The sequence below is a fragment of the Arthrobacter sp. ov407 genome (genome assembly GCF_900102895.1).
Classification (GTDB): domain Bacteria; phylum Actinomycetota; class Actinomycetes; order Actinomycetales; family Micrococcaceae; genus Arthrobacter.
In genome coordinates this window covers 231,326-256,275 of the sequence record NZ_FNGD01000001.1, presented here as the reverse complement: position 1 = coordinate 256,275, position 24,950 = coordinate 231,326, and the positions used below count along the sequence as shown (strand labels likewise).

The following is a 24,950-nucleotide window of genomic DNA, read 5'->3' as shown; positions in this document are numbered from 1 at the left end:
CTTTCCTAGAGAGACGGCTTTCCCAGCGAGCCTGCCTTTCTAGAGAGAGACGCCGATCAGCAGCGGTTCCGGGTGCAGTTCAATGCCGAAACGTTCGACGACGCCGTGGCGCACCTCGCGCGCAACAGCCAGCATGTCGGCCGCGCTCGCCCCTCCCCGGTTGGTGATAGCAAGCGTGTGCTTGGTGGACAGCGAGGCCCGGCCGCCCGAGACGCTGTCCGGTTCCAGCCCGAAGCCCTTGACGAACCCGGCCTGGTCGATCAGCCAGGCCGCCGAGAGCTTGGTCAGCCCATCCGCACCCGCGGGGTAACGCGGGGCCTCCTGCGGCAGGCGTGCCGCGACGTCTTCGGACACGATCGGGTTGGTGAAAAAGGATCCCGTGGAGTAGGTGTCACGGTCGTTCGCATCCCAGACCATGCCCTTGGACGCCCGGAGCCGCAGCACTTCGCGCCGGACGTCGTTGGAGTAGGCCCGCTGGCCCTGCTCGACGCCGAGCGCCCGGGCGAGTTCGGCGTAGCGGACAGGGGCGCTCATCCGGCCGAGCGGGAGCTGGAATTCCACGGTGATCACCACATAGCGCGGCGAGCCGTTGACGGTGGTCCGCTTCAGGATGGAGTCACGGTAGCCGAATTTGAGTTCGGAATTCGTGAAGGTCTTCACCGCGTTGCGTTCCCGGTCCCAGGTGCGCACCGCGGCGATCGTCTGCGAAACGTCGGACCCGTAGGCGCCGACGTTCTGCACGGGAGTCGCGCCCGTGGCGCCGGGGATGCCGGAGAGCGCCTCGACGCCGGACCAGGCATGCTTCACGGCGTGGTCAACGAAGGCGTCCCAGTTGTGGCCGGCCTGGACCACCACCGCCACGCCGCCGCAGGAGTCCTCGGCGTTGACGGTGAACCCTTCCGAGGCGATCTTGAGCACCGTGCCGGGGAACCCGTCGTCGGACACCAGCAGGTTGGAGCCGCCGCCGATGATCAGCAAGGGCTGGCCGGCGGCGTCCGCCGTGCGCACGGCGTCGATGATTCCGGCCTCGCTGCGGGCTTCGATGTAGCTGCCTGCGGGGCCGCCGACGGCGGACGTGGTCAAGGTGGAGAGCTGGATCTGGGTCACCTGACCAGCCTAGCCGGGATCATCGGCTCGCCTAAGCCGGTGCTAGAGGGCCCGGGCGGGCACGGGGAGTTTGCGCGCCACCGGGGAGAGCAGGAAGCTGACGATCAGCATCACCATGACGGCAAGCAGCGAGTGGAGAATGCCGACGTGCTCGGCCAGCAGACCCAGCAGCGGCGGCCCACACAGGAACGCTCCGTAGCCGATCGTGGACACCACGGACACCCGTGCAGCGGCCTTGACGGGATCGTCGGCCGCGGCGGACATGCCCACCGGGAAGCCCAGCGAGGCGCCGAGTCCCCAGATGGCCAAGGCGACGTAGGCCAGCCACGGCGCCGGGGCGAAGACGAACAAGCCGAGGCCCAGGACGGCCAGCGCGGCGCACCAGCGCATCACCGGGACCCGGCCGAACCGGTCAAGGACCAGGGTGCCGGCGAAGCGGCCGATGGTCATGAACGTGACGAACAGCCCGTAGCCTGCGGCTCCGGCGGCGTCGGTCTGGCCGTGGCCGTCGGCGAGCGCCAGGGCCACCCAGTCCCCCGCCGCCCCTTCGGCGAGGGCAAGCCCGAGGACCAGCACGCCTAAGAGCAGTGTGCGCCTGTCACGCCAGGCCTGCGCGATCTGGCGCTTGTTGTCCAGCGGCTGCTCCGGGACCGCGTCCGTCTGCCGGACGATCGGGATGGGCCCGGTGGAGGGATCCTCAAACGTGTCTGTCCCGGACGCCTTGAAGGGGCGCTCCCCCTCGACCGCCGTGATGTCCGCCCGGAACCACGCCGCGGCGGTGGTCACCGAGCCGGCCACCAGCAGGCCAACCGCGGCGAGGTGCCAGAAGACGGGGATCCCGGCGCCGGCTGCCCAGGCACCGAGCCCGGCCCCCGCCACCGTGCCCAGGCTGAAGGAACCGTGCAGCCGGGGCATGATGTGCCGCCGGACCGCGCGTTCCACGGCGGCGCCTTCGACGTTGGACGCGGTGTTCCAGCTGGCGGTGCCCAGCCCGATGATTGCCAGTCCCGCGGCCACCGCCACCGGGTTGGCGAGCACGGAGGTGCCGAAGCCCGCCAGCATCAGCCCGACGCCGACCATGATGCTGCCGATCCGGATGGTGAGCTTGGAGCCGAGGCGAAGGACAATCAGGCCCGACGCGGACACCGAAAGGAAGGACCCCGCCGTCATGCAGAGCAGGAGCAGTCCGATAGTTCCGGGAGTCAGGTCCAGGCCGTCCCGGATGGCCGGCAGCCGGGACACCCACGTGGAAAACGCGATTCCACTCGCCCCGTAGGCCACCACCACAGCGTTCCGCCAGTGCGTGATCTCGGCGGCCGGGACGAAGACGTCCCTGGTCACAGCGGATCTGGTCACAGCAACGCCACGGGCTAGGCCAGCCTGACGACGGCTTGGGCCTTGACGAGGACCTTCTGGGCGGACGAGAGGACCGTGAGGTCGACGCGGGCGGTGCCGGCGTCCGCGTCGAGCGCTCCGATGGCCCCGCTGACCTCGATCACGGCACCGGCCTCCGGCGTCCCCGTGGTGTCAGCAACGGGCACCGGTTTGGTGAAGCGGGTCTGGAAGTCGACGACGGCGGCGGGATCGCCGGCCCAGTCGGTCACGAGCTGGACGACGGCGCCCATGGTGAACATGCCGTGGGCGATCACACCGGGCAGGCCGACCTCCGTGGCGAAAGCCTCGTTCCAGTGGATCGGGTTGAAGTCACCGGACGCGCCTGCGTACTTGACGAGGTCGGTGCGGGTGACGGTAATGCTGCGGCTGCCGATGTCCTGGCCGACGGTGAGTTCTGCGATGTTGACGCTCATGGCTACTGTCCCTCTCCGCGGACCAGGATGGACGAGGTGGTGGTGGCGACCGGCTCGCGGACGCTGGCGGCATCGCCGGCAGCGCCAGAGGCAAGGGCGAAGATTTCCGAGCGGGTAGTGATCATGGCTCCGCCGCCCATGGCGCGGACGCCGTCGACATGTAGCTCGGCGACCAGCCGGTCGCCCGCGACGATCGGGCGGTGGTGGGTGAACCGCTGGTCGGCGTGGACCACGCGGGAGAAGTCGATCCCGGAATCCGGATCCTCGATCAGCTGCGCGTCGGCGCGCTGCGCGACGATGATGGCGAAGGTCGGCGGCGCCACGAGGTCGCTGTGTCCCAGGGCCTCGGCGGCGGCGACATCGAAGTGTGCGGGGTGGGTGGCCTTGACCGCGCGGGCGAACTCGCGGATCTTCTCGCGGCCGACGTCATACACCTCTGCGGCAGGGTAGCTGCGCCCCTGCAGGTCCGGATTGATAGTCATGGTTCCAGCCTATCGCCACGCCCCGGACCGTCCGGCTTCGTGACAGGGTGGGCGCCATGCCCGGGCGGGTCTTGATGGGACTGGTATTGACTCGCACGATATGATGAAAACATCAATCCATCAATCCGCAGAGCGGCGCTGACCCGCCGGGCCGCGCCGCGAACGGATGCGAGAAAGTGTCCTCCTGCCATGATCTCCGCCGCGCAGACCCCCCTGTACGAAATCAAGGCCAACCTGTTCAAGGCCCTGGCCCACCCGGCCCGAATCCGGATCCTCGAGCTTCTGGCCGCCGCGCCGGACACGGAAGCCCCGGTCAGTTATCTGCTCGCCGAGACGGGGCTGGAGCCCTCGCATCTGTCCCAGCATCTGGGGACGCTGCGCCGGCACGGGGTGGTGACGTCTGTCCGGACGGCGAATGTGGTGACCTACCGGCTGGCTCATCCCAAGATCAAGGAGCTTCTCGCGATCGCCCGGACCTTCCTGCTGGACACCCTGGCCGGTTCCAGCGAACAGCTCCGGATAGCGCAGGAGCTGCCGGCTGGCCACCTCGAGGGCACCGGCCACCTCGACAACGCTGCGCCGTGAGCGCGACCCAGGCATTAAGTCCGGCCGGGGCACCTGACACGCTCCGGACACGCCTCGCCCGGTTCGTGCCGTCCCGCCGCGACTACGAGTTCCTGCGGTTCGCCTGGAAGACTGACCTGTTCGCCGGCATCACGGTAGGCATAGTGGCGCTCCCCCTGGCGCTGGCCTTCGGGGTGAGTTCCGGAGTCGGGGCGGAGGCCGGACTCATCACCGCTGTGGTGGCAGGACTGGTCGCCGCCGTCATGGGCGGATCCAACGTGCAAGTCTCCGGCCCGACAGGCGCCATGGTGGTGGTCCTGGCCCCGGTGGTTGCCGCCCACGGCGTCGCCAGCATAGCCCTGGTCTCGGTACTGGCAGGGCTGCTCGTCATGGTCCTGGGCGCTAGCGGGCTGGGCCGGGCCGTCGCGTTCATCCCTTGGCCGGTCGTCGAGGGTTTCACGCTCGGCATCGCCGCCATCATCTTCCTCCAGCAGGTTCCCCTGGCCACGGGCACCGCGGGAACGCCGGGCCACAACACACTCCTGGCCGCCGTCGAAAGCGCATCGCAGGCTACCGTGCCGACCGTTCTGCAGACCCTCGCGGTGGTGGCGGCCGTCGCGGCCCTGATGTACCTGCTGCCCCGGCTCAATAAGTCCCTGCCCGCGAGCCTGATCGCGGTGTTGCTCACTACCGTGGCGGCAGAGCTGCTGGCGCTGGACATACCCCGGATCGGCGCACTTCCGCACTCCCTGCCGGCACCCGCTATGCCTTCTGTGGATCCGGCCGCACTGGGCGGTCTGCTGATGCCCGCGGTCTCCATCGCGACGCTCGCCGCCATCGAATCCCTGCTCTCGGCCCGGGTGGCCGCCGGCATGGTAGGTCCCGACGGCCGTCCGTCCGGCCCGTACAGCCCGGACCGGGAGCTCACCGGCCAGGGGCTGGCCTCTATCGCTGCCGGTTTCTTCGGCGGCATGCCCGCCACGGGCGCGATCGCCCGGACCGCCGTGAATGTCCGTTCCGGGGCCAAGACCCGGCTCTCCGCGGTGGTGCACGCCCTGGTGCTGCTGGCGATCATTTACCTGGCGGCGGGGCTCGTCGGCAGGATTCCCCTGGCGGCGCTGGCCGGCATCCTCATGGTCACGGCCAGCCGCATGGTCTCGCGGCACACGGTGACGGCGATCCTCCGGTCCACCCGGGCCGACGCCGCGGTGTTCGTGATCACGGCCCTCATCACCGTCGCCTTCGACCTCATTGTGGCCATCCAGATCGGACTCGCCGCGGCTGCCGTGTTCACGCTGCGGACGTTCGCGTCCCTGAGCGGGGTCCGGCGCGAGGACATTCCCGGGGCGCCGGTTCCGGGAGACGAGCACATCGCCATTTTCCGGCTGGACGGTGCCATGTTCTTCGGCGCCGCGGAGCGGGTCCTGCAGGAGATTAGCCAGGTCAAGGACGTCGAGGTGGCCATCATCCGGCTATCCCAGCTGCGGATGCTAGACGCCACGGGGGCCCATATGCTCGTCGAGGTGATCTCCGCGCTGGAGCTGCGCGGCGTGACGGTCCTGCTGAAAGGGGTCCAGCCACAGCATCTGGAGCTCGTGACCAACGTGGGGGTTATCCGCTCATTGCGGCATCACAAGCACCTGTTCACGTCCCTTCCGGACGCCGTGGCGCATGCCCGGAGCCATGTGGTGCGGAACGCGGCTGCTAGCGTTTGAGGTTCTTCCGGATCGCCTGGCCGCGGACCACAAGCCCGGCAAGGTGCAGGATCAGGCCCAGCCCGATCACCGCCAGTGAGGCGAGGGCAAGGGCCTGGTTGCCGGTGCTGTTGCCCACCACGCTAAGGATGATGCCGAGAGTGATCAGGCCCATGGCGCTGAAGACGAGCACCTTGTAGGTGGTTGACGCGGTGGCCCAGAATTCATTCAGCACCGTGCCAGTCTACCGGGGTGCGCCGGCTACGCCGCGAGCCGCAAAATTCCTGGCGACACTCAAAATGCCGGGCGACGCCGGAATACGGGCGCGTCCGGTATTTTGCGCGTCGCGGGGCAATTCCAGTCTCAGAACAATGACTCCTGCACGGCCGGGACGGCCGAGCCGTGGTCACCGAATTCGATCATCCGGGCCTTGAGCTGCCCCAGGTTCACCACGAATTCCAGTTCGCTGCCATCCAGCGCCGCGAGCGCAATGCTGCCGCTCAGCGACTCGACCCGGAACCCGTGCGTTCCGGTCCCCAGGTCGTGAGGGTAGGCATGCCGTGCGGCCTGGGCGCAGGCGTTGGCAGAGAGCTCGGGGCGGACCCACCGCTCGTCCACCACCTCGAAACCCTCCCCGCCAGCGCCAGCGAGCAATGTCCGGGCCTCCCCTGCCAGCCGTCCGTTCACGGCATCGAGTTCGACGGCGGCTGCCGGCGCCACGAGCGCAGCCGCTTTGGCGGCGGCGCGGACCTGCTGCGGCAGCCCGGCGTCGCGCGTGATCATGTCCTCTAGGATGCGGACCACGCGGCCGTCCTCGGCGCGGGCGACGTACCGGGCCACCACGGCGCCCTGCTCGGCGAGCCGGTGCCATTTGCGCAGGTGGGACGCGGTGCCGACCTTGCTGGCCCCGTTGGCGAACGTGGCGACGTAGAGCCAGTGCGGCTGCATCAGGTACGCCCGCAGGCCCGGCGGGACCCGGCCGCCGCGGTGGAAGTCGTGGATGAGCCGGGAGTCATCCAGCACGAAGCACCGTTCGCATTGGCTGCCCTTGGTGGCGGCAGCCCGGGCGGGGCAAAGGACGTGGTCGCGGTCCGCGGGGCCGTGCACCTTGTGGTGCCCGAGGCAGTGTTTCCCCTTGGCGGCGAGCCGGAAACCGAGCCGAGTGCCGGCGTCGAGCGCCAGTTCGGTGAGCGTGCCGTCGGGGTCCTGCAGGCGCATCGCCGGGAGCCCGCCGCCGGACTCCCCCGGCACAGGCACGGCCGCGGGCGCCGGACCATCCCAAAAGACCCCGTGAACCAGATAGCGGGTATCGGTCACGGGGTCTCCTCGAGTGGTGTGGCGGCTACAGTGCGGGCTGCACGCCAAACGCTACCGCGAGCTTCATGATCTTCTCGGCGCGGCCCAGGCGCGGCAGGTCGGAACCGTCCCGGATGACGCGGCCGCTGGCTTCGAAGTCGGCCATGAAGTCCGTGGCCCACGCGACGTCGGACGGCGTGGGGCTGATGACCTCGTTGATGACCGGCGTCTGGTCGATTGCGAGGCAGAGCTTCCCGGTCATCCCCATCATCACGGTGATGCCGGTCTGTTCGCGCAGGATCGGGTGGTTCGTGCCGACGGTGGGGCCGTCGATGGGGCCGGGCAGGTTACCGACGCGGCTGGCCACAACCAGCTTGGCGCGGGGGTAGGCCATGGCTTCGGCGGTGGCCGCCATGCCGGTGTCGCGGCGGAAGTCGCCCGAGCCGAAGGCCAGGCGGAAGGCGCCCTGGGCCTTCGCGATGTTGTTGGCTTCCTCGATGCCGACGGCGGACTCGACCAGGGGGATGACCGGGGTCTTGCCGTCCATCCGGTGGAAGCTCTCCGTGACCTGGTCGGCCGATTCGGTTTTGGCCAGCATGATGCCCAGCAGGCCGGGGGTGCCGCGCAGGCCGGCGAGGTCGGAGGCCCAGAACGGGCTGGTGGCGTCGTTGATCCGGACCCACGCGCTGCCGCCGGCGGTCAGCCAGTTCACGACGTTGGCGCGGGCGGTGTCCTTCTGGGAGGGGTCCACCGCGTCTTCGATGTCGAGGATGATCGCATCGGCCCGGGAGACGGCGGACTGGTCAAAGAGGTCGGTCTTCATCGCGTTCACCAGCAGCCAGGAGCGGGCGATGTCGGCCGGGATGTTGCGCTGGGGCCGAAGTGATTCGGCGGTGGTCATAGAGGTCATGCATCTACGCTAGCCGCCCGGGGGCACTTGCCGCTAAGCGATCCGGCCCTCAGGGGCGACCATTACGACCAAAATCACGTCCGTGCCCAACCAGCCGGCAGCTAAGGCCGTTTTCGAGGCTCAAAAACTGCCCGGTCTGCCAGCTGGTTGGGTTGGTGTGACGGCGGGGCTGGCTAGGGGATGTTGCTTCCCCTGGCCGCGACCCAGAGGCCGTACCACTCGGCCCGGGTCATCGTTGCGGCGGCCTCGGCGGCACCGGCGCAGGCGAGGATCCTGTCCGGGTTGGCGGTGCCGATCACGGGCGCAATCCCGGCTGGGTGCTTCATGAGCCAGCCGAGCACGATCGCCTCGCCCGTGGTCCCCTTCGCGGCGGCCAGGGCGGCCACAAGGGCGGTGGTGGCCTCCTCCGCCGGCGTCGGCACGGCGGCGGGCGCCCCGGTGTACAGGCCGCGGGCCAGCGATCCGTACGCCTGCAGCCGGATGCCGTTCCGCACGCAATGCTCCACGGTGCCGTGCGGGAAGCTGTAGTCCGTGCCCTCGGCATGGTTGACCAGCACAGTGCTTTCGAGCCAGGCACGCTTCAGCAGGCTCATTTCGAGCTGGTTGCCCACCACGGGCACCTCGAACCGGTCCTGCAGCATCTCGATCTGCGGGCCGGACATGTTGGACACGCCCACGGCCCGCACTTTGCCCTCGGCCATGAGCTGCCCGACGGCGGACGCCACCTCCGCCGGATCCATCAGGGGATCGGGGCGGTGCAGCATGAGCACGTCGACGTAGTCCGTCCGGAGCCGCGCCAGGCTTTCGTTGACCCGCGCCAGGATGCCGTCCCGGCTGAGGTCGTAGTACGCCTCCACGCCCTGCTCGCCGAGCCGGATGCCGCACTTGGTCTGCAGCCGGATCTTCTCCCGCAGCCCGGGGGTGCGGGCCAGGACCTCGCCGAAGACGGCTTCGGCTTTGCCGTTGGTGTAGATGTCCGCGTGGTCAAAGAGCGTGATGCCCGCGCTCATGGCGGCTTCGACGGCGGCGGCCGCCTCGTCCACGTGCGCGGACGAGTACGGTTCCGCCGACCAGTTGCCGCCCAGGCCCATGCAGCCGTAGACGAGTTCCTGGGGAAGGCTCACGTCGCGGGCGGGCGTGCCGGACGAATCCTTCGGTGCGGGGCTCACCGCAGCCAGACGGTGGTGTTTGCCGGGAGCTGTCCGCCATCCAGCGGGCCGCTGCTGACCAGCACCTCGCCGGCAGGCAGGTCAACCGGTGCGTCGCCGAAGTTGGTCACCGTCTGCCAGCCGCCGGGACGGCTGAAGCGCAGGACGTCGGCACTGCCGGATTCCTGCCACTGCAGTTCCTCCGAGGTCTGCAGTTCGCGACGCAGTTTCAGGGCCTTGCGGTAGAGCTCCAGGGTGGAGCCCTCCACGCCGTCCTGGGCTGCCACGGCGTAGCGGCCGAACCAGGCCGGCTGCGGCAGGTGTGACCCGCCGGCACCGAAGCCGAACGAGGTGCCGTCCGGAGCCCACGGCAGCGGCACGCGGCAGCCGTCGCGGCCGATCTCTACGCCCTTGTTCCGGAAGAAGGTGGGGTCCTGGCGCTCGGCGTCCGGGATCTCCGCGACTTCCTGCAGCCCCAGTTCCTCGCCCTGGTAGAGGTAGGCCGATCCCGGCAGGGCCAGCATCAGCAAGGTGGCGGCGCGGGCCCGGCGCAGGCCGAGTTCGACGTCGAGCTCTTCGACAGGGGCACCGGCCAGCAGCCAGCCCTTGCCGTCCTGGCCCTGGGCGTGCTTGCCGCCGCCCTGGGGCAGGCCGTAGCGGGTGGCGTGGCGGACGACGTCGTGGTTGGAGAAGACCCAGGTGGAGGAGGCCCCGGATTCCGTGGCCTCGGCGAGGTTCCGGGCGATGATTTCACGGAACTCGCCGGCGTCGAAGTCGGCCTGCAGGAGATCGAAGTTGAACGCCTGGCCCAGGCCCTCCGGGCTTGCGTAGCGGGCGCGGCGGGTGGCGTGCACCCACGCCTCGGCGACGGCGGTGCGCGGCGGGTTGTACTCGTTGAATACCTCGCGCCATTCGGCGTAGATCTCGTGGACTTCGTCGCGGTCCCAGAACGGGTGCGAGCCATCCGGGAATCCGTCCGTGCCCGTGTTGGCGGCGCTGAGCTCCACCTTGGAGATGAGCGGCTCGGTGAGGTCCTTGGTCAGCGCGTGGGCGACGTCGACGCGGAAGCCGTCCACGCCGCGGTCGGACCAGAAGCGGAGCGTCTTGAGGAAGTCGTCGCGGATTTCGCGGCTGGCCCAGTTCAGGTCCGGCTGTTCCTTGGCGAAGATGTGCATGTACCACTGGCCGGGCGTGCCGTCGGGCTCGGTGATGCGCTCCCATGCGGGGCCGCCGAAGACGGACTCCCAGTCCGAGGGCGGGAGCTCGCCGTTTTCGCCGAGACCGTCGCGGAAGATGTAGCGCTCGCGGGCGGCGGATCCGCGCGGGGAGGCCAAGGCCTCCTGGAACCATTCGTGGCGGTTCGAGGAGTGGTTGGGGACGATGTCGGCGATGAGCTTGATGCCGGCAGCGTGCAGCGCGGCGGACATCTCGTCGAAGTCCGCCAGGGTGCCGAGCTTGGGGTCCACATCGCGGTAGTCGTCGACGTCGTAGCCGCCGTCGGCCAGCGCCGAGGGGTAGAACGGGGAGAGCCAGACGGCATCGATCCCGAGTTCCAACAGGTACGGCACCTTGGCGGTGATGCCCTTGATATCGCCCAGGCCGTCACCGTTGGAGTCGGAAAAGCTCCGCGGGTAGATCTGGTACACCGATGCCTGGCGCCACCAGTTGGGGTCGGCGGCGAGGTCGGAACCGGACAGGGTTGCCAGCGTGGCGGTGTTGGTCAAAGGAGGTTCCTTCGGGTCTGGGAGGGCTTCTGATAATTTAGATACAAGCTAAATATATTGCCTGAACAATTATGGGTCCGGGAACAGAAGAGGTCAAGAAGTGATGCCGCACGCCGCCGCCACGCCGCAGATGTTGCGCCGCGTCAACGCCCAGGCCGTGCTGCGCCACCTCCGCGGCGCCGACGTCGCCACCGGAACCGAGCTCATGGCCCTGACCGGACTCACCCGGGCCTCGGTGATTGCCGTCTGCGAGGACCTGATCGGCCGGGGCTGGATCGTGGAGCTGGACCAGCCCCGCGCTGGGCACGGCATGCCCCCCGTTCCGAGGAAGGGCCGCCCGGCCCGCCGGTTTGCCTTCAACCGGGAGGCAGGCTTCGTGCTGGGCCTCGACATCGGCGCCGCAACCACCACCGCTGCCGTGGCCGACCTCCGCGGCACTGTGATTGGCCGGTCCAGCCGGAGCTTCCGCGCGGCGGACATCCCTGCGCAGGAGCGGATCGGCGTCATCGATCACGCCTGCCGCGAGGCGCTGGAAGCCGCGGGAGCGGACCCGGGCAGGGTCCTGGCCGTCGGCGCGGGCGTCGCCGCGCCGGTGGACCGCGACGGCAACGTGCTCGTGACGCAGCCGTTCTGGAGCCTGTTCGACGTCGGGCTCCGCTCTGCGCTGAAGGAGCTGCACGGCTGGACGGTGCTCCTGGAAAACGACGCCAACCTGGCAGCGCTCGGTGAGCGCTGGCGCGGATCGGGAGCGGGCGTGGACGATCTGGTGGTGCTCCTGGCGGGCGAACGCCTGGGCGCCGGGGTGATGGAATCCGGGCGCCTGCTCCACGGCCGCGGCGGGGCCGCCGGCGAAATGGGCTATCTGGACATGGTGGAGGGCGTTGGCTCCAGCGACGGCATTGCGGCCCTGGTGCGGCAGTGGTCCGCGGCAGGCGGCGGACCCTCCGCGGGCGGTCCTGCCAGCGCGCCACGCGTCTTCGAGGACGCGGCGGCGGGAGATACGGCGGCATTGGCAATCCTGGACCGGATTTCGGAGCGCATGGCGCGTGTCATCGCCTCGATCGCGAGCCTGATCAACCCCGAGCAGGTGGTGATCGGCGGCGCCGTCGCCGAGTCCGCCGGTGCCCTCCTGCCGGGCATCACAGCGCGGCTCCCCCGCTTTACCGCCACCCCGCCGCGCGTGACGGTCTCGCCGCTGGGCGACAAGATCGTCACCGCGGGCGCCATCCGGCATGCGCTGGACTACGTCGAGGCCAATGCGCTGGAACTCGAACTGGCCGGCTGAGGGCTTGCCGGGCACCGCCGGCCGTTGCTCAAGATTCGGCAACGATCTGATACCCAAGTCGCAAGTTTGGCGCAGGTTCCCCGGTATTGCGGCCTGCCATCCGTAGACTGGCCACACTTTGGTCTCTTGCGGCCGTTCAGCTGACCCGTCGGCAGGACGGCGGTCTCATGAAAGATGAACGTGAACTCTCTACGGATGAAGACTGCGTTGTTTGCCGCGCTTGTCCTTGCTTTGGCTTCGGTCCCAGCCACCGGCACGGCGCCAGCCCACGCTGAGCAGTCGCCGACACCTGTCGCCACCGCCACCGCGACCGCCCCGGCCACAGCCACGGCTTCCGCGACGGCCACCGCCGCTCCGGCGGCAACGCCGACGGCGCCACCCACCCCGGAAGCCCCGGCCCCCGGCGCGGACGCCGTCCAGCCGACGCCGAGCCCCTCTTCCACTGCCGGCGCCAGCCCGTCCCTCACGACCGTTGAGTCGCTCCCCGTGGAAGGCTCCGACGAGCCGTTCATTGCGCACACGTTTGAGAACCCGCCCCCGGTCGGCAAGAAGGGTGCGCCCGCGGGCGCCGCGGCGACGTCGCTCTCCACTGAGTCCTACTCGCTTGCCCGCTCCGGCGACATTAAAGTACGCCTGGCCCTGGTCCAGTTGGCCGACAAGAAGGCAACCATCTCGCAAGCGACAGCACAGGCTGCCATCACCACCACCAGTAGCTACTGGAAGACCATGTCCAACGACCGGTTGTCGATGACCGTGACCAAGGTGGAGAGCCGCACCAGCAAGGCCACCTCGACGCAGCGTTATCCGGACATGATGAACACTATTGCCGGAGAACTCGGGTGGACTCCCAGCCCCTACACCGCCCTCGTTGTGTTCGTCTCGACTCCCGCACCCCTGTCCGACGGCGCCTACGGGGCGGGCTGGAGCTACAACGGCACCAGTGGAAAGGTCATAATGCCGCTCCCGGGTGCCCTGACCAACAGCGTGCTGACGCACGAATTCGGACACGTTCTGGGGCTCAACCACGCCCAGAGCCTTCAGTGTGGAAGTGGAGCGCAGGACGTCGCCACCAAGGCGGACGGGACCTTCGCCGATTCCAGCTGCAGCATCCGCGAATACGGCGACAGCCTGGACCTGATGGGCGTCTCCCAGAGCACCCGACCCGCCATCAGCTCGACTCTTTGGACCTATGGAGGGTTCGGCCGCGGCGACGAAATCCTTGACGCAGGGGTCCTCAAAGACGTGAAGAAATTCACCCTGAAGGCGTGGGCGGGCACCGATGCCAGGCGCGCCGTGAAGTTTACCGATCCGGTGAGCGGCGAAGTCTATTTCCTTGAGTTGCGGCTGCCCGTCGGATACGACACTGCCAAGGCCGTGAACCTGAACAGCGGCGTCAAGATTGTCCAGCCGCTGGGGGCGTACTCGCTTGTTCTGCTGCCGGATTCACGACCGTTCGCCGGTTACTACAACCCCAGCCAGACCTGGCAGGCCGGACAGACCTTCAGCACCCATGCCGGCACCCGGGTGAAAATTGATTCGATTTCAGCCACCGCGGCGGCCGTCACCATCACAGCAGCCAACGCCGTGACCGGGGTGTTCCGGGACGCCTGGCTGCAGGCCGGCGGGGAGACCAGCCTCGGCTACAGCACCAGCGACGTGACCTGCCCGTACGGCGCGGCGGCCTCCACGACCTGCCACCAGGCATTCCAGCGCGGCGTAGTTTACAGCACCCCGGGCGTTGGCACCTACGCGGTCAAGACCGCCTACATGTCCGGCTGGAAGGACGCCGGCTGGCAGCAGGGCATCGGCTACCCCACCGGCGCCGAGAGCTGCGGGCTGTACGGCGGAGGCTGCTACCAGCCCTTCCAAAAGGGAAACATCTATTATTCCACCGCTTCGGGCGCCCACGCCGTCGTCGGCGTCTATTGGAATGCCTGGCGGGACGCCGGCTGGCAGCCGGGCATCGGCTACCCCACTGGAGCACCCAGCTGCGGGCTGTACGGCGGCGGCTGCTTCCAGCCCTTCCAGAAGGGGAACATCTACTACTCCACCGCTTCGGGCGCCCACGCGGTCGCCGGCGCCTACTGGAACGCGTGGAAGGCAGCCGGCTGGCAGCCGGGTATCGGCTACCCGACCGGCGACCCCGTCTGCGGGCTCTCCGGCGGCGGCTGTTCCCAGTCGTTCCAGAAGGGCAACGTCTACTACACCGCAGCCACCGGCGCCCACGCCGTGAGCGGCGCCTACGCCACCGCCTGGACGGCAGCCGGACGCCAGCCGGGCATGGGCTACCCGACCGGCGCACCAGCGTGCGGGCTTTACGGCGGCGGCTGCTTCCAGCCCTTCCAGAAGGGGAACATCTACTACTCCACCGCCTCGGGCGCCCACGCGGTCACCGGCGCCTACTGGAATGCCTGGCGGGAAGCCGGCTGGCAGCCCGGTATCGGGTACCCGACCGGCGACCCCGTCTGCGGGCTCTCCGGCGGCGGCTGTTCCCAGTCGTTCCAGAAGGGCAACGTCTACTACACCGCTGCCACCGGCGCCCACGCCGTGAGTGGCGCCTACGCCACCGCCTGGACGGCAGCCGGACGCCAGCCGGGCATCGGCTACCCCATCGGAGCACCTACCTGCGGGCTCTACGGCGGCGGCTGCTACCAGCCCTTCGAAAAGTCCAACATCTACTACTCCACCGCCTCCGGCGCTCACGCCGTAACCAGCCGGTACTTCAACTCCTGGCGCGCGGCCGGATTCCAAAAGGGAGTGGGCTACCCCACGGGGCCGGAAAAGTGCGGCCTGTACGGCGGCGGCTGCTACCAGCCCTTCGAACGAGGCAACAGCTACTACACCGCCGCGACCGGCGCGAACATGATTGGCGAGCCCTACCGGAACGCCTGGCGGCTGGCAGGCTGGCAGTCCGGCGGACTGGGCTACCCGCTCGCTGCCGCTGTCGCCTACAACGGCTACCGGACGGTGCCGTTCCAAGGCGGCTCCATGATCTACTCCGCGACGGGAGTGAAGGTCGTCCGGAAGTGACGTCCCATGGGCACGGAAGCTGGGCTCTAGCCCACGGGACTATCTGCCGGGTCTATTTCACGGGTTCGAGGGCTGCGGCGAGCGGCAGGGTTCCGTCCCGGAACTCGATTGTCCGGCCCGCGGTCTGCGGCAGGCCCAGCACCGCCGCCGCCACCAGGGCGACGTTGGCGCGGGCGGTTTCGGTACCGTCCGACGTATCGGCGGGGTCGACGTCGATCATCCCGTTGCCGGGTCCGTTCGTGAGGGCCCCGGGTCCCAGGATGGTCCAGTCAAGGCCTGAGCCGCGCAAGTAGGCATCCGCTGCGGCCTTCGCGTCAGCGTAAGCGAAGAAGCCGTTGTCTGCGGGGACCCCGTGGTCCGGGCCGGCGCCGAAGTAGGAAACCATGACGTACCTGCTGACACCTGCTTCCGCCGCGGCGTCCATCGAACGGATCGCGGCGTCCCGGTCCACGGCGTAGGTCCGTTCGGGGCTGCCCCCGCCGGCCCCGGCAGACCACACCAGGGCGTCGTGGTGCCGCAGGGCATCGGCGATCTGCGCCGTCGTCGCCTTCTCCACGTCCAGAAGCGACGGCGTGGCGCCGGTAGCCGCCACGTCGGCCGCGTGGTCCGGGTTGCGGATGAAGGAGGTGACCTCCTGCCCGTCCGCCGTGAGGATCCTGGACAGTTCCAAAGCCACCTTGCCGTGGCCGCCGATGATTGCGATTCGCGTCATGGACCCATTCTGTCCCACACGACGAAGAACTGCTGCCCCATGGTCCAAAGGTTGGTGGTGGTCCAGTAGATCAGGACCCCGATGGGGAAAACGATGCCGCCCACGCCGAAGATGACCGGCAGGCTGTAGAGAATCACCTTCTGTTGGGCCATGAACGGGCTGGCCAGGGCCTCCTCAGACACGGCCCTGGCCATGATCTGCTTCTGCGTGATGAACTGCGACGCCGTCATGACCAGGATCATCACGATGGAGAGGGTCCACACCGACATCTCGTTGCCGCCGCCGCCGTGCAGCAGGGATGCGGAGAGCGGGGCACCGAAGATCGTGGATTCATCGAACTGCTTGACCTGCTCGGCGCTCATGGCTCCTATGCCCTCCTCCTGGGCGGTGGCGGTGCTGATGCCCGAGAGAACCTGGAACAGCGCGAAGAAAAACGGCATCTGGATCAGCATGGGCAGGCAGGCCGAGAACGGGTTGGTGCCGTGCTTCTTGTACAGGGCCATCTGCTCCTGCACCATGGCCTGGCGGGACAACTGGTCGGTCTTGCCCTTGTACTTGTCCTGCAGCACCTTCAGGTCAGGCTGCAGCAGCCGCATCCGGCGCTGGGCGTTGACCTGCTTCAGAAACACCGGGATCAGGGCGGCACGGATCACCAGCACGAGCCCGATGATGGACAGGGTCCACGTCCAGCCGCTGGCCGCCGGCATGCCGATGGCGCTCAGGCCGTCATGGAAGCCCACCATGACGGCTGAGACCAGCCATCTGAACGGGCCCATGATTGATCCAACAAAGTCCACTGATATCCCCATCTCTCAGGTGAGGCAAAGCTACGGTGAACCGAGCCGCTTGTCACGGCTTCGGGCTGCGGAACTGCACACAGCCGACCGGAAAACAGAAAACCCCCCGGAATCTCGAGGATTCCGAGGGTCTTGTATGTTGCGGACGCCGCCGGGGATCAGCCGGCGACCGGGCTCCCTAGGCCGGTCTCTCCGGTGAGACCGAGCTGCTTCGCAAGGCTGTTGGCGTCGTAATACATCGCACCTCCCGTTGCCTGCCACGGCGGGGCAATGCTTTCCGAGGATGGAGGGTTTTGGCGCCAGGCGATGAATTCGGTGAGCTCCAGCTTAAACGGCTTGTTCGTGGGTGGCTGTCCTTCGGGGAGGGGGCCGGTCTGGGTGCCCGCCAAGGTCAGCCGGCCCACGGTCCACAGGTCAGGCTTCAGCGCCACATCCAAGGATGCGGGTATTCCCCCAGTTGGTCGGCGATGGTGCCGGTGTAAAAGTAGGCGCCTGAGAGTTTGGCATCGGGGGCGGCCTTGTACCACTTGGCGGCAAATTCCGTCATCTTTGTTGCGTCGCTGACCACATGGCCGGTCGGCACGTCCATGTAATGGATGGGTGATGCGAACGTCGGGATGAACGCGTCCAGCTTCCTGTCGTTCCACAACTGGTGGGCCTCTATGTGAGCCTTGATCAGCGCGTCCTTGTACTGTTGTTCGTCAGCGCCGGCGCTCGCGGCAGCACTCGTGGCGGCAGCGCTGGTAGTAGCACTGCTACCACCGGTGTTGGTGCAGGCGGAGAGTGTCGCTAAGGTCCACATGCCGGCGCCGGCTGTGCCGGCGAGCATCACCCTGCGCCGGCTCACTCCTTGACTTGCAGACCACGTATGGCTCCCCGGTGGGAAGGTGGTGCGGCCTTCGACGGTGTTGCGTTCGGTTCCCATTTTCCTTTCCTCCTGACACAGCGGCGTCCGATGTCGGACGACCTGGTTTTTCACCTCAAGGGTTCCGCAGGGGGCCGTCGTTGTCCATACCTTTCGGAGACGTCCCTCAGCAGGAAACAGAAAAGACCCCCGGAATCTCAAGGATTCCGGGGGTCTTGCCTGTAGCGGTGGGGAGGCTCGATCTCCCGACCTCACGATTATGAGTCGTGCGCTCTAACCAACTGAGCTACACCGCCATAAATGAGGAAAACCTGCGCTAAGCCGGTCAAAAACCGCCTTGACACAGGCCCTCATCCAGAGCCCCCCACCGGAATCGATCCGGTGACCTCGTTCTTACCAAGAACGCGCTCTACCACTGAGCTAGGGGGGCAACGAGTAAATACTCTACCGGAAGATTCGCCCACCAACAAATCGGCGGCCGGACGACGTCGAACCCGCCGAAAACGGCGGAAATCCGGGCTCTGGGCACGGTCCCGGGAGCCAAAACCGGGTGCCCGGGGCGGCCGCCCGCCCCGGCTGTGACGAAGTGAACACGAGGGCGGAAAAACTTAAGCAAGAACGGGCCGGCTCAGGGAGCCGGCCCGTTCTCAGATAGTGCTAGTGGTTACCACTTGTTGCGGGGCTTGAAGCCGCCTTCGGTGCGGGGCTTGCGGGTGTCAGCGCCGAAGCTGCGCTGCTCGGAGCGCTCACTGAAGGAGCGGCCGCCACGGTCAGCGGAGGACCGCTCGCCGTCGCCCTTGCGGAATTCGCGCTTGAAGCCGCCGTTGCCCTTGAAGTTGCCGCTGCCACCGGAGTAGCCGCCCCGGTCCCCGCCGCGGTCGCCGCCACGGTTGCCCTGGTAGGAGCCGCGGTCCCCGGAGGGCTTGCGGCCGTTGTCGAGCTCGAGGTGGATCAGCTCGCCGCCGATCCGGGTGCGGGACAGTGCCTTCAGCTGATCGGCGCTCAGGTCCGCCGGGAGCTCCACGAGGGAGTGGTCCGAGCGGATGTCGATGCCGCCGATCTGGGCCGAGGAGATGCCGCCTTCGTTGGCAATGGCGCCAACGATCGAACCCGGCATGACGCGCTGGCGGCGTCCGACGGCGATCCGGTAGGTGGCGTTGCCCTCGGTCAGGGTGCGGGTCGGGCCGCGTGAGCCGAAGCCGTCCTTGGAGCGCTCGCGCTTCTGGAACTCGGGCGCTGCCGGCAGTTCCTTGACCAGGAGCGGCTGCCCGCCCTGGGCCATGACGGCCAGTGCGGCCGCGATCTCCGAGGCCGGCACGTTGTGCTCTTCCTCGTAGGAGGAGATGAGGTCGCGGAACGCGGCGACGTCCTCGGACTCGAGGGTCTCCGTGATGCGCTCGGCGAACTTGCCCAGGCGCAGCGTGTTGACGGTCTCGGCCGTGGGCAGGTGCATCTGCTCCACCGGCTGGCGGGTTGCCTTCTCGATGGAACGCAGCAGGTACTTCTCGCGCGGCGTCATGAACAGGATCGCGTCGCCGGAACGGCCTGCGCGGCCGGTGCGGCCGATGCGGTGGACGTAGGACTCGGTGTCGTGCGGGATGTCGTAGTTGACCACGTGGCTGACGCGCTCGACGTCGAGGCCGCGGGCGGCGACGTCGGTGGCGACAAGGATGTCGATCTTGCCGTCGCGCAGGGCCTCGACCGTGCGCTCACGCTGCTGCTGCGGGATGTCGCCGTTGATCGCGGCAGCCTGGAAGCCGCGGGCGCGCAGCTTGTCGGCGAGGTCCTCGGTGGCCATCTTGGTCCGCACGAAGGCGATGACGCCCTCGAACTCTTCGACCTCGAGGATGCGGGTCAGCGCGTCGAGCTTGTGCGGGCCCATGACCTGCAGGTAGCGCTGGCGGGTGTTGGCGCCCGTGGTGGTCTTGGACTTGACCTGCACCTCGGCCGGGTTGTTCAGGTACTGCTTGGAAAGCCGGCGGATCTGGCTCGGCATCGTGGCGGAGAACAGCGCAACCTGGCGGCCCGCGGGGGTCTGCTGGAAGATCTGCTCAACGTCTTCGGCGAAGCCCATGCGGAGCATCTCGTCGGCCTCATCCAGCACGAGGTACTGGAGTTCGGACAGGTCGAGGGAACCCTTGGAGATGTGGTCGATGACACGGCCGGGGGTACCGACAACAACCTGGGCGCCGCGGCGCAGGCCGGCGAGCTGGGGGCCGTAGGCGGAGCCGCCGTACACCGGGAGGACGGTGAAGTCGTCGATGTGCTTGGCGTAGGAGGTGAAGGCCTCGGCGACCTGGAGGGCGAGCTCACGGGTAGGAGCCAGCACCAGGGCCTGGGTCTTGCGGGACGGGCCGTTGAGGTCGTGGAGCTCGGCCAGGCGGGACAGTGCCGGTACTGCGAATGCTGCAGTCTTACCGGTACCGGTCTGGGCCAGGCCCACGACGTCGCGGCCTTCGAGCAGCAGCGGGATGGTTGCTGCCTGGATCGGGGACGGCTTCTCGTAGCCGACGTCCTGGAGGGCGGCGAGGACACGGCCGTCGATGCCGAGGTCTACGAACTTGACGCCTTCATCCTCGGCGTCCTCGTCCTTGGCCGGGGCGGAAGTGGCCTCGGTCTTGGTGTCAGCCTGCGGGGCAGCCTCGGCGGCCGGTGCTACAAAGTTCGCAGGAGCCTCGGTGAATTCCGGGGCGGAGCCGGCTGCGGGTGCAGCCGTTTCAGAAGTCTCGACGTCGCTCTGAACGTTTTCGGTGTCGACGGAGTTGTTCTGATTTTCGGGCATAGGTGAAATTTCCTCATCCATAGGGGCCAAGCGGCACAACCCGAGGTGAGCGGAGCCGCAGTACGCGTGACACGAATTGCCGGGCGTACGGTTGACCGGCGGGTCACAGAAGTCCGGCGCTTTCGCAATCCCGTGGCAGGACTTCCCGCTGCATCTCTTGGCTGCTATCCCAGCAGTCTGTACAGCGTTTTCTTTTGCCGGCTCTCCCTATGAAAATGCCCGCATCACAGTTGCGGGCCCCAACACTTGCCAGTCCTGCCTCAAGAATTGGGCAGGAATAAGGGATTTCCGGAGTGGGGGATATTTCAAGTGTAGGGCATGGATCAGGACAGCGGTAATTGAGGGGCCGACGGCGGACGGTGAGCTTGCGCACACCGGCGTACCTGGCCTAGACCCCGAGCCGGCGCTGCAGCTGCTCGAAGCCCTGGTGGTACTCGGGCTGCAGGCGGATCTGGCCGTCGGCGTCGGCGTCGCGCAGGGCCTCCATGTCCTCCAGGGTGGGATCGGTGAACCACTTGGCGATCGTCACGCCGTGGGCGGGGACAAAGAGCCGGTGGATGTGGTCTCCGGCTTCGATGCTGCCCGTCCGGACCACCCGGAGGTAGGTTCCCACCCGGCCAGCCTCGGCGAACCGCTTGACCCAGTGCGGCTCGCCCATCCGGCGCTGGAATGTAGCGCAGGGAATGCGGGGTGAGGTGACTTCCACCTCGACGTCCAGTCCAATTTTCCAGCGTTCGCCGATCACGGCGTTGGAGGCGTTGAGGCCCGTGATCCGCAGGTTTTCGCCGAAGATGCCCGGCGGCATGTCCCGCCCGAGCTCGCCGGCCCAGTAATCGGCGTCATCCTGCGAATACGCGTACAGTGCCTGGTCCTCGCCGCCGTGGTGGATCCTGCTGGCCTGGACATCACCGCGCAGGCCAAGTTTGTGGACCCGCACCGGTCCGGCCACGGGGCGCTTGTCGATCGCGGTCACCCCGACGCTGCCGGGATCATCGAGCAGCTGGTGAACCCTGCAGACAGCAAGCACAGATGCGGTTTCCATGGCACCAGTGTAGGCCTGCGGCACGGCCGGGGCTCCGACGGGACATGTTCCCCAGCGGGTTACCCCGCCCCGTGCAGCGCTCCTGCCCAGTTGCTTTCCGGCCCATCCCCCGACAGCCCCGGCGACACCGGAGCGTCCGTCGGGATCCGCGCCTGAGTCCGGAAGGAACCGGGCAGGAGCGCCGACGCAGCGGTGTAAGTGGAGCCGCCGTAGGATGCTGGCATGAGCAACGAAGCTGGCATTCCCGACGATTCCGACGTTTCCGATGTCCTGGCGATCGATTCCCTGCTGAGCGCGGAGGAGCTGGCCGTGCGCGAGCGCGTCCGCGATTTCACGAACCAGCGGATCCGTCCGGATATCGCCGGCTGGTACGAGGACGCCGTGTTCCCCCTGGACCTCGCCCCGGAACTTGGCGAGCTCGGCGTGCTCGGTATGCATCTTCAGGGTTACGGCTGCCCCGGCCGCTCCGCCGTCGAATACGGCCTCGCGGCCATGGAACTCGAGGCCGGCGATTCCGGCGTCCGCACGTTCGTCTCGGTGCAGGGCTCCCTCGCCATGACGGCCATCCACAAGTGGGGCTCCGAGGACCAAAAGCAGGAGTGGCTCCCCCGGATGGCCGCCGGCGAGCTGATCGGCGCGTTTGCCCTGACCGAACCCACCGCCGGTTCCGACCCGGCGTCCATGAAGACCTTCGCCCGCCGCGACGGATCCGGCGACAGCGCCGGCTGGGTCCTGGACGGCGCCAAACGCTGGATCGGGCTCGCGTCCGTGGCGGATGTGCTGGTGGTGTGGGCCATGACCGACGACGGCGTGCGCGGCTTCCTCGTCCCGGCCGGCACCGCGGGCGTCACCGCGACCCCGATCGGGCAGAAGCTCTCGATGCGCGCCTCCATCCAGTGCGACATCACGTTCGACGCCGTCCGGCTGGGCCCGGAGGCGCTGCTGCCGGCGGCGCGGGGGCTGCGGGGCCCCTTCTCCTGCCTCAACGAGGCCCGGTACGGAATCGCGTGGGGTGCGATGGGCGCCGCCCGGGATTCCTACGACGCCGCCCTGGCCTACGCCCAGGAGCGGCTGCAATTCGGCAAGCCGCTGGCCGGATACCAGCTGACGCAGGAGAAACTCGTGAACATGCTCCTGGAAATCCAGAAGGGCACCCTGCTCGCCCTGCACCTGGGCCGGCTCAAGGACGCCGGCACGCTGCGTCCGGAGCAAATCTCGCTCGGCAAGCTGAACAACGTGAGGGAGGCGCTCGCTATTGCCCGGGAGGCGCGCACCATCCTGGGCGGCAACGGCATCACGCTGGACTATTCCCCGCTGCGGCACGCCGCCAACCTGGAATCCGTCCGCACCTACGAAGGCACCGACGAAGTCCACACCCTGATCCTGGGCCAGCACATCACGGGTCTGCCAGCCTTCCGCTAGGCCCGCCGGTGGCGCGCCGACGCGGTCGCGGGGCGCGGCCGGGCTCAGGCGGAGAAGCCGCCGTCGGCCTTGACCAGCTGCCCGGACATCCAGCGGCCCTCGGGCGAGAGCAGGAACGCGACCGTGCCGGCTACGTCTGCCGGGGTGCCCAGCCGTCCGCCGGGGTGCCGCCGTGCCAGGTCGTCCCGGAGCGGCTCATCCATCCAGCCGGTGTCCACCGGTCCCGGGTTGAGGACGTTGGAGCTGATCCCGAGCGGGCCAAATTCCCGGGCCGCTGCGATCACGATCCTGTCCAGGGCACCCTTTGATGCCCCATAGGGCAGGTTGAACGCGGTGTGGTCACTGGTCAGCGCCACGATGGCCCCGCCGTCGGGGCCGGCCTGCCGGGCGAACGCGGCAATCAGCTGCCAGCTGGCCCGGGTGTTGACCGCGAAGTGCCGCTCGAAGCTCGCCAGGGACGTGTCCAGGATGCCGGAGTCCACGGATTCGGCATGGCTGAGCACCAGGCCCTGCAGGGTTCCGGCTTCGGCCGCAGCGGCGGCCATCAGCCGGTCCACGGCGTCCGGGTCCTGGAAATCCGCCGGCAGCGCCACGACGGCGGCGCCGATCGCCTGCAGCTCTGCGGTGAGGCGTTCGACGTCGTCCGGCTGGACTCCCCATGGCATCCGGGCGTCGTAGTCCTGCCAGTACGTCAGTACGAGGTCCCAGCCGTCCGCGGCGAGGCGGCGCGCGATGCCGGCGCCGATTCCGGCGAGCCGGCCGACGCCAGTGACAAGGGCCGTCTTACGGGGGGAAGAGGAGCTCATGCCGAACAGCCTAGTGGTGGCGGCTGGCGCGACGCCTATACGCGGCGCAGAAAAGGAGCGCCTACGAAGCGGAGGAAGAGGCGGCGGCCTGGACGTCCCGTTTAGCAACCGGCCCGGACGCACGGCCGAGCCCGTGTGCCAGGTCGAGCCCCGGTGCCAGCGAATCCAGCCGCAGGGCTACCAGCCAGCACCCCAGCAGGGCCACGGCGCAGAAGACGCCGGCGCTGGAGGCCATGATCCACAGCCCGGGCGTCTGGACATCGAGGTTTTCGGCGCCGAGGGCTGTTCCAATGGTCTTGGGCGAGAACAGGAACACGAGGATCGAGATGCCCAGCACGGCGCCCATGGTCCAGCGCAATCCGGCGTAGCGGCGCGGGGTTTCCCGCAGGGTCCAGGCGAAAGCCGGAAATACCGCCGCGACCCACACCCAGTGGTGGGACCACGAGACCGGGCTGATCAGCAGCATCGTGAGCGCCGTCGCCGAAACGGCCACGACGCGGGCGCCCTGATCGCTGGCGGCCTTGATCACTCCGGCGCCCAAGGCCACAACTGCCAGGCTCAGCACCAGCCACGGCACGGTGACGTGCGCCTCCGGGACACCGAAGTGCAGCAGGGCGCCTTTGAGGGACAGGTTGTCCACATAGCCCGCTCCCCCCATCCGGGAGGTGTCCGGCAGCATCTGGAGCCAGAACTGCAGGGATTCCGCGGGGCGCAGCAGCCAGCCGATCACCACGGTGGCGGTGAAGCCCGCGGCCATATTGCCCAGTCCGCGCCAGTCCTTGCGGACCAGATAGTAGAGCCCGAACACCAAGGGCGTCAGCTTGATGCCGGCTGCGACGCCCACCAGGAAGCCGCCGCCGGGGAAGCCCCGGGTCCAACGCGGGTTGCGGGCCAGCAGGTCCACGGCGATCAGGCCCATTAGCAGGGCGTTGATTTGGCCGAACACCAGGGTCTCGCGCCACGGACCGAGGTTCAGCACCGCCAGGACCAGGACGGCGGCGGCCCAGCCGTTGCCAGGAGTCCGGAAGGTGGTGCGCCAGGAGGATTCCGCGTTCCAGTACCGGACCGCACGGACCGCGGTCAGGATCGCCACGACGGCGCCGGCTGCGTTGAACAGGTTCAGCGCCGTCGCCTGGGGCAGCCGGGCCAAAAGGCCGAAGATCATGGCGGCGAACGGCGGGTACGTAAACATCAGGTTCGGCCCGCCGGCCCAGTCCACATTTCCCCTGTACAGGTCTGAGGGCGCCGCGCCGGCGTCGTTGAGGATCTTGCCGCCGTACCAGTAGACGCTGAAGTCCAGGCCGTGCTTGGCCCAGACGCCGAGCGAGATCCAGATGAAGTAGCCCACGGCGGCGGCGGCCAGGATAACGGAGAGCCGGAGCAGCTGCGGGACGGGTGAGTGCCGCGCCGGGCTGTGGTCGGAATCGGGCACTGACATGAATTCCCCAATCGGGCTGCTGGTGTAGACGCGGCCGT

At 68.3% G+C, this 24,950-nt stretch carries 21 protein-coding genes, 2 tRNA genes and 1 pseudogene; 5 read left to right on the top strand and 19 right to left on the bottom strand.

The genetic code is table 11. The features are described from left to right. Positions 1–39 precede the first annotated feature (39 nt). The 4 genes from BLS42_RS01190 to BLS42_RS01175 are packed head-to-tail and all read right to left on the bottom strand — an operon-like array spanning position 40 to position 3,397. Positions 40–1,107, bottom strand: coding sequence for a UDP-N-acetylmuramate dehydrogenase (locus tag BLS42_RS01190; protein ID WP_090575176.1), 1,068 nt, complete (start codon positions 1,105–1,107; stop codon positions 40–42). 42 nt (positions 1,108–1,149) lie between these two features. Then, positions 1,150–2,463, bottom strand: coding sequence for an MFS transporter (locus BLS42_RS01185; RefSeq protein ID WP_256336161.1), 1,314 nt, complete (start codon positions 2,461–2,463; stop codon positions 1,150–1,152). A gap of 14 nt (positions 2,464–2,477) precedes the next feature. After that, positions 2,478–2,915 carry a MaoC family dehydratase gene (locus BLS42_RS01180; RefSeq protein ID WP_090575170.1) on the bottom strand — a complete coding sequence of 146 codons (438 nt, stop codon included), beginning with the start codon at positions 2,913–2,915 and terminating at the stop codon, positions 2,478–2,480. Positions 2,916–2,917: 2 nt separating this feature from the next. Continuing rightward, positions 2,918–3,397, bottom strand: coding sequence for an FAS1-like dehydratase domain-containing protein (locus BLS42_RS01175; protein ID WP_090575167.1), 480 nt, complete (start codon positions 3,395–3,397; stop codon positions 2,918–2,920). Positions 3,398–3,586: 189 nt separating this feature from the next. Here BLS42_RS01175 and BLS42_RS01170 point away from each other — a divergent pair, with 189 nt between their 5' ends. Both BLS42_RS01170 and BLS42_RS01165 read left to right on the top strand, forming a co-directional pair. After that, positions 3,587–3,982: an ArsR/SmtB family transcription factor gene (locus tag BLS42_RS01170; protein WP_090575164.1), complete on the top strand. Its 396-nt coding sequence runs from the start codon at positions 3,587–3,589 to the stop codon at positions 3,980–3,982. Next, complete coding sequence (locus BLS42_RS01165; protein WP_090575161.1) at positions 3,979–5,676, top strand: SulP family inorganic anion transporter; 1,698 nt, start codon at positions 3,979–3,981, stop codon at positions 5,674–5,676. Before BLS42_RS01170 ends, BLS42_RS01165 begins: the two co-directional genes overlap by 4 nt. Here the strand turns inward: BLS42_RS01165 and BLS42_RS01160 are convergent. From BLS42_RS01160 to BLS42_RS01140, 5 genes are all read right to left on the bottom strand, one after another. Then, a complete protein-coding gene (locus BLS42_RS01160) occupies positions 5,666–5,890 on the bottom strand; it encodes a DUF3188 domain-containing protein (RefSeq protein WP_090575158.1) in 225 nt (74 codons plus the stop codon). The two genes, BLS42_RS01165 and BLS42_RS01160, sit on opposite strands and share 11 nt — an antisense overlap. A 128-nt stretch (positions 5,891–6,018) precedes the next feature. After that, on the bottom strand, positions 6,019–6,972 hold the full coding sequence (locus BLS42_RS01155) for a DUF2797 domain-containing protein (protein WP_176803092.1): 954 nt from the start codon (positions 6,970–6,972) through the stop codon (positions 6,019–6,021). A gap of 25 nt (positions 6,973–6,997) precedes the next feature. After that, the gene (locus BLS42_RS01150; RefSeq protein ID WP_090575154.1) at positions 6,998–7,861 is read right to left on the bottom strand and encodes an HpcH/HpaI aldolase/citrate lyase family protein; all 864 of its coding nucleotides are present in this window, start codon (positions 7,859–7,861) and stop codon (positions 6,998–7,000) included. A 173-nt stretch (positions 7,862–8,034) separates the two neighbouring features. Then, positions 8,035–8,985 (bottom strand): aldo/keto reductase, encoded by a 951-nt coding sequence (locus BLS42_RS01145; RefSeq protein WP_176803120.1) that lies wholly within the window; start codon positions 8,983–8,985, stop codon positions 8,035–8,037. A gap of 41 nt (positions 8,986–9,026) precedes the next feature. Beyond that, entirely contained in the window at positions 9,027–10,733 is a 1,707-nt protein-coding gene (locus BLS42_RS01140; protein WP_090575147.1) for a glycoside hydrolase family 13 protein, read from the bottom strand. 103 nt (positions 10,734–10,836) lie between these two features. On the opposite strand from BLS42_RS01140, the gene BLS42_RS01135 reads away from it, so the two are divergent. After that, positions 10,837–12,018: an ROK family protein gene (locus BLS42_RS01135; protein WP_090575144.1), complete on the top strand. Its 1,182-nt coding sequence runs from the start codon at positions 10,837–10,839 to the stop codon at positions 12,016–12,018. Between the two features lie 195 nt (positions 12,019–12,213). Beyond that, positions 12,214–15,048 (top strand): M43 family zinc metalloprotease, encoded by a 2,835-nt coding sequence (locus BLS42_RS01125; RefSeq protein ID WP_176803090.1) that lies wholly within the window; start codon positions 12,214–12,216, stop codon positions 15,046–15,048. 52 nt (positions 15,049–15,100) lie between these two features. Here BLS42_RS01125 and BLS42_RS01120 read toward each other — a convergent pair whose 3' ends face one another. The 8 genes and pseudogenes from BLS42_RS01120 to BLS42_RS01085 form a co-directional block, all read right to left on the bottom strand. Beyond that, the gene (locus BLS42_RS01120; RefSeq protein ID WP_090575135.1) at positions 15,101–15,760 is read right to left on the bottom strand and encodes an NAD(P)H-binding protein; all 660 of its coding nucleotides are present in this window, start codon (positions 15,758–15,760) and stop codon (positions 15,101–15,103) included. Positions 15,761–15,777: 17 nt separating this feature from the next. Then, positions 15,778–16,557, bottom strand: a pseudogene (yidC, locus tag BLS42_RS01115) (membrane protein insertase YidC); the annotation flags it as partial. Positions 16,558–16,715: 158 nt separating this feature from the next. Next, positions 16,716–16,988, bottom strand: a complete 273-nt coding sequence (locus BLS42_RS01110) for a nuclear transport factor 2 family protein (RefSeq protein WP_090575129.1) — start codon at positions 16,986–16,988, stop codon at positions 16,716–16,718. Beyond that, entirely contained in the window at positions 16,979–17,482 is a 504-nt protein-coding gene (locus BLS42_RS01105) for a hypothetical protein (RefSeq protein WP_143019127.1), read from the bottom strand. The genes BLS42_RS01110 and BLS42_RS01105 overlap by 10 nt, the downstream gene beginning before the upstream one ends. A gap of 162 nt (positions 17,483–17,644) precedes the next feature. Continuing rightward, positions 17,645–17,718 (bottom strand) — tRNA-Met (locus tag BLS42_RS01100). A 62-nt stretch (positions 17,719–17,780) separates the two neighbouring features. After that, positions 17,781–17,852 (bottom strand) — tRNA-Thr (locus BLS42_RS01095). Positions 17,853–18,086: 234 nt separating this feature from the next. Beyond that, a complete protein-coding gene (locus BLS42_RS01090; protein WP_090575123.1) occupies positions 18,087–20,204 on the bottom strand; it encodes a DEAD/DEAH box helicase in 2,118 nt (705 codons plus the stop codon). A gap of 388 nt (positions 20,205–20,592) precedes the next feature. Further along, entirely contained in the window at positions 20,593–21,246 is a 654-nt protein-coding gene (locus tag BLS42_RS01085) for an MOSC domain-containing protein (RefSeq protein WP_090576032.1), read from the bottom strand. A 222-nt stretch (positions 21,247–21,468) separates the two neighbouring features. Here BLS42_RS01085 and BLS42_RS01080 point away from each other — a divergent pair, with 222 nt between their 5' ends. Further along, entirely contained in the window at positions 21,469–22,668 is a 1,200-nt protein-coding gene (locus BLS42_RS01080; protein ID WP_090575120.1) for an acyl-CoA dehydrogenase family protein, read from the top strand. Positions 22,669–22,712: 44 nt separating this feature from the next. Here the strand turns inward: BLS42_RS01080 and BLS42_RS01075 are convergent, their stop codons facing one another. Both BLS42_RS01075 and BLS42_RS01070 read right to left on the bottom strand, forming a co-directional pair. Beyond that, positions 22,713–23,474 carry an SDR family oxidoreductase gene (locus BLS42_RS01075; protein ID WP_090575117.1) on the bottom strand — a complete coding sequence of 254 codons (762 nt, stop codon included), beginning with the start codon at positions 23,472–23,474 and terminating at the stop codon, positions 22,713–22,715. Between the two features lie 61 nt (positions 23,475–23,535). After that, positions 23,536–24,912: a glycosyltransferase 87 family protein gene (locus BLS42_RS01070; RefSeq protein ID WP_090575113.1), complete on the bottom strand. Its 1,377-nt coding sequence runs from the start codon at positions 24,910–24,912 to the stop codon at positions 23,536–23,538. Positions 24,913–24,950: the final 38 nt, after the last annotated feature.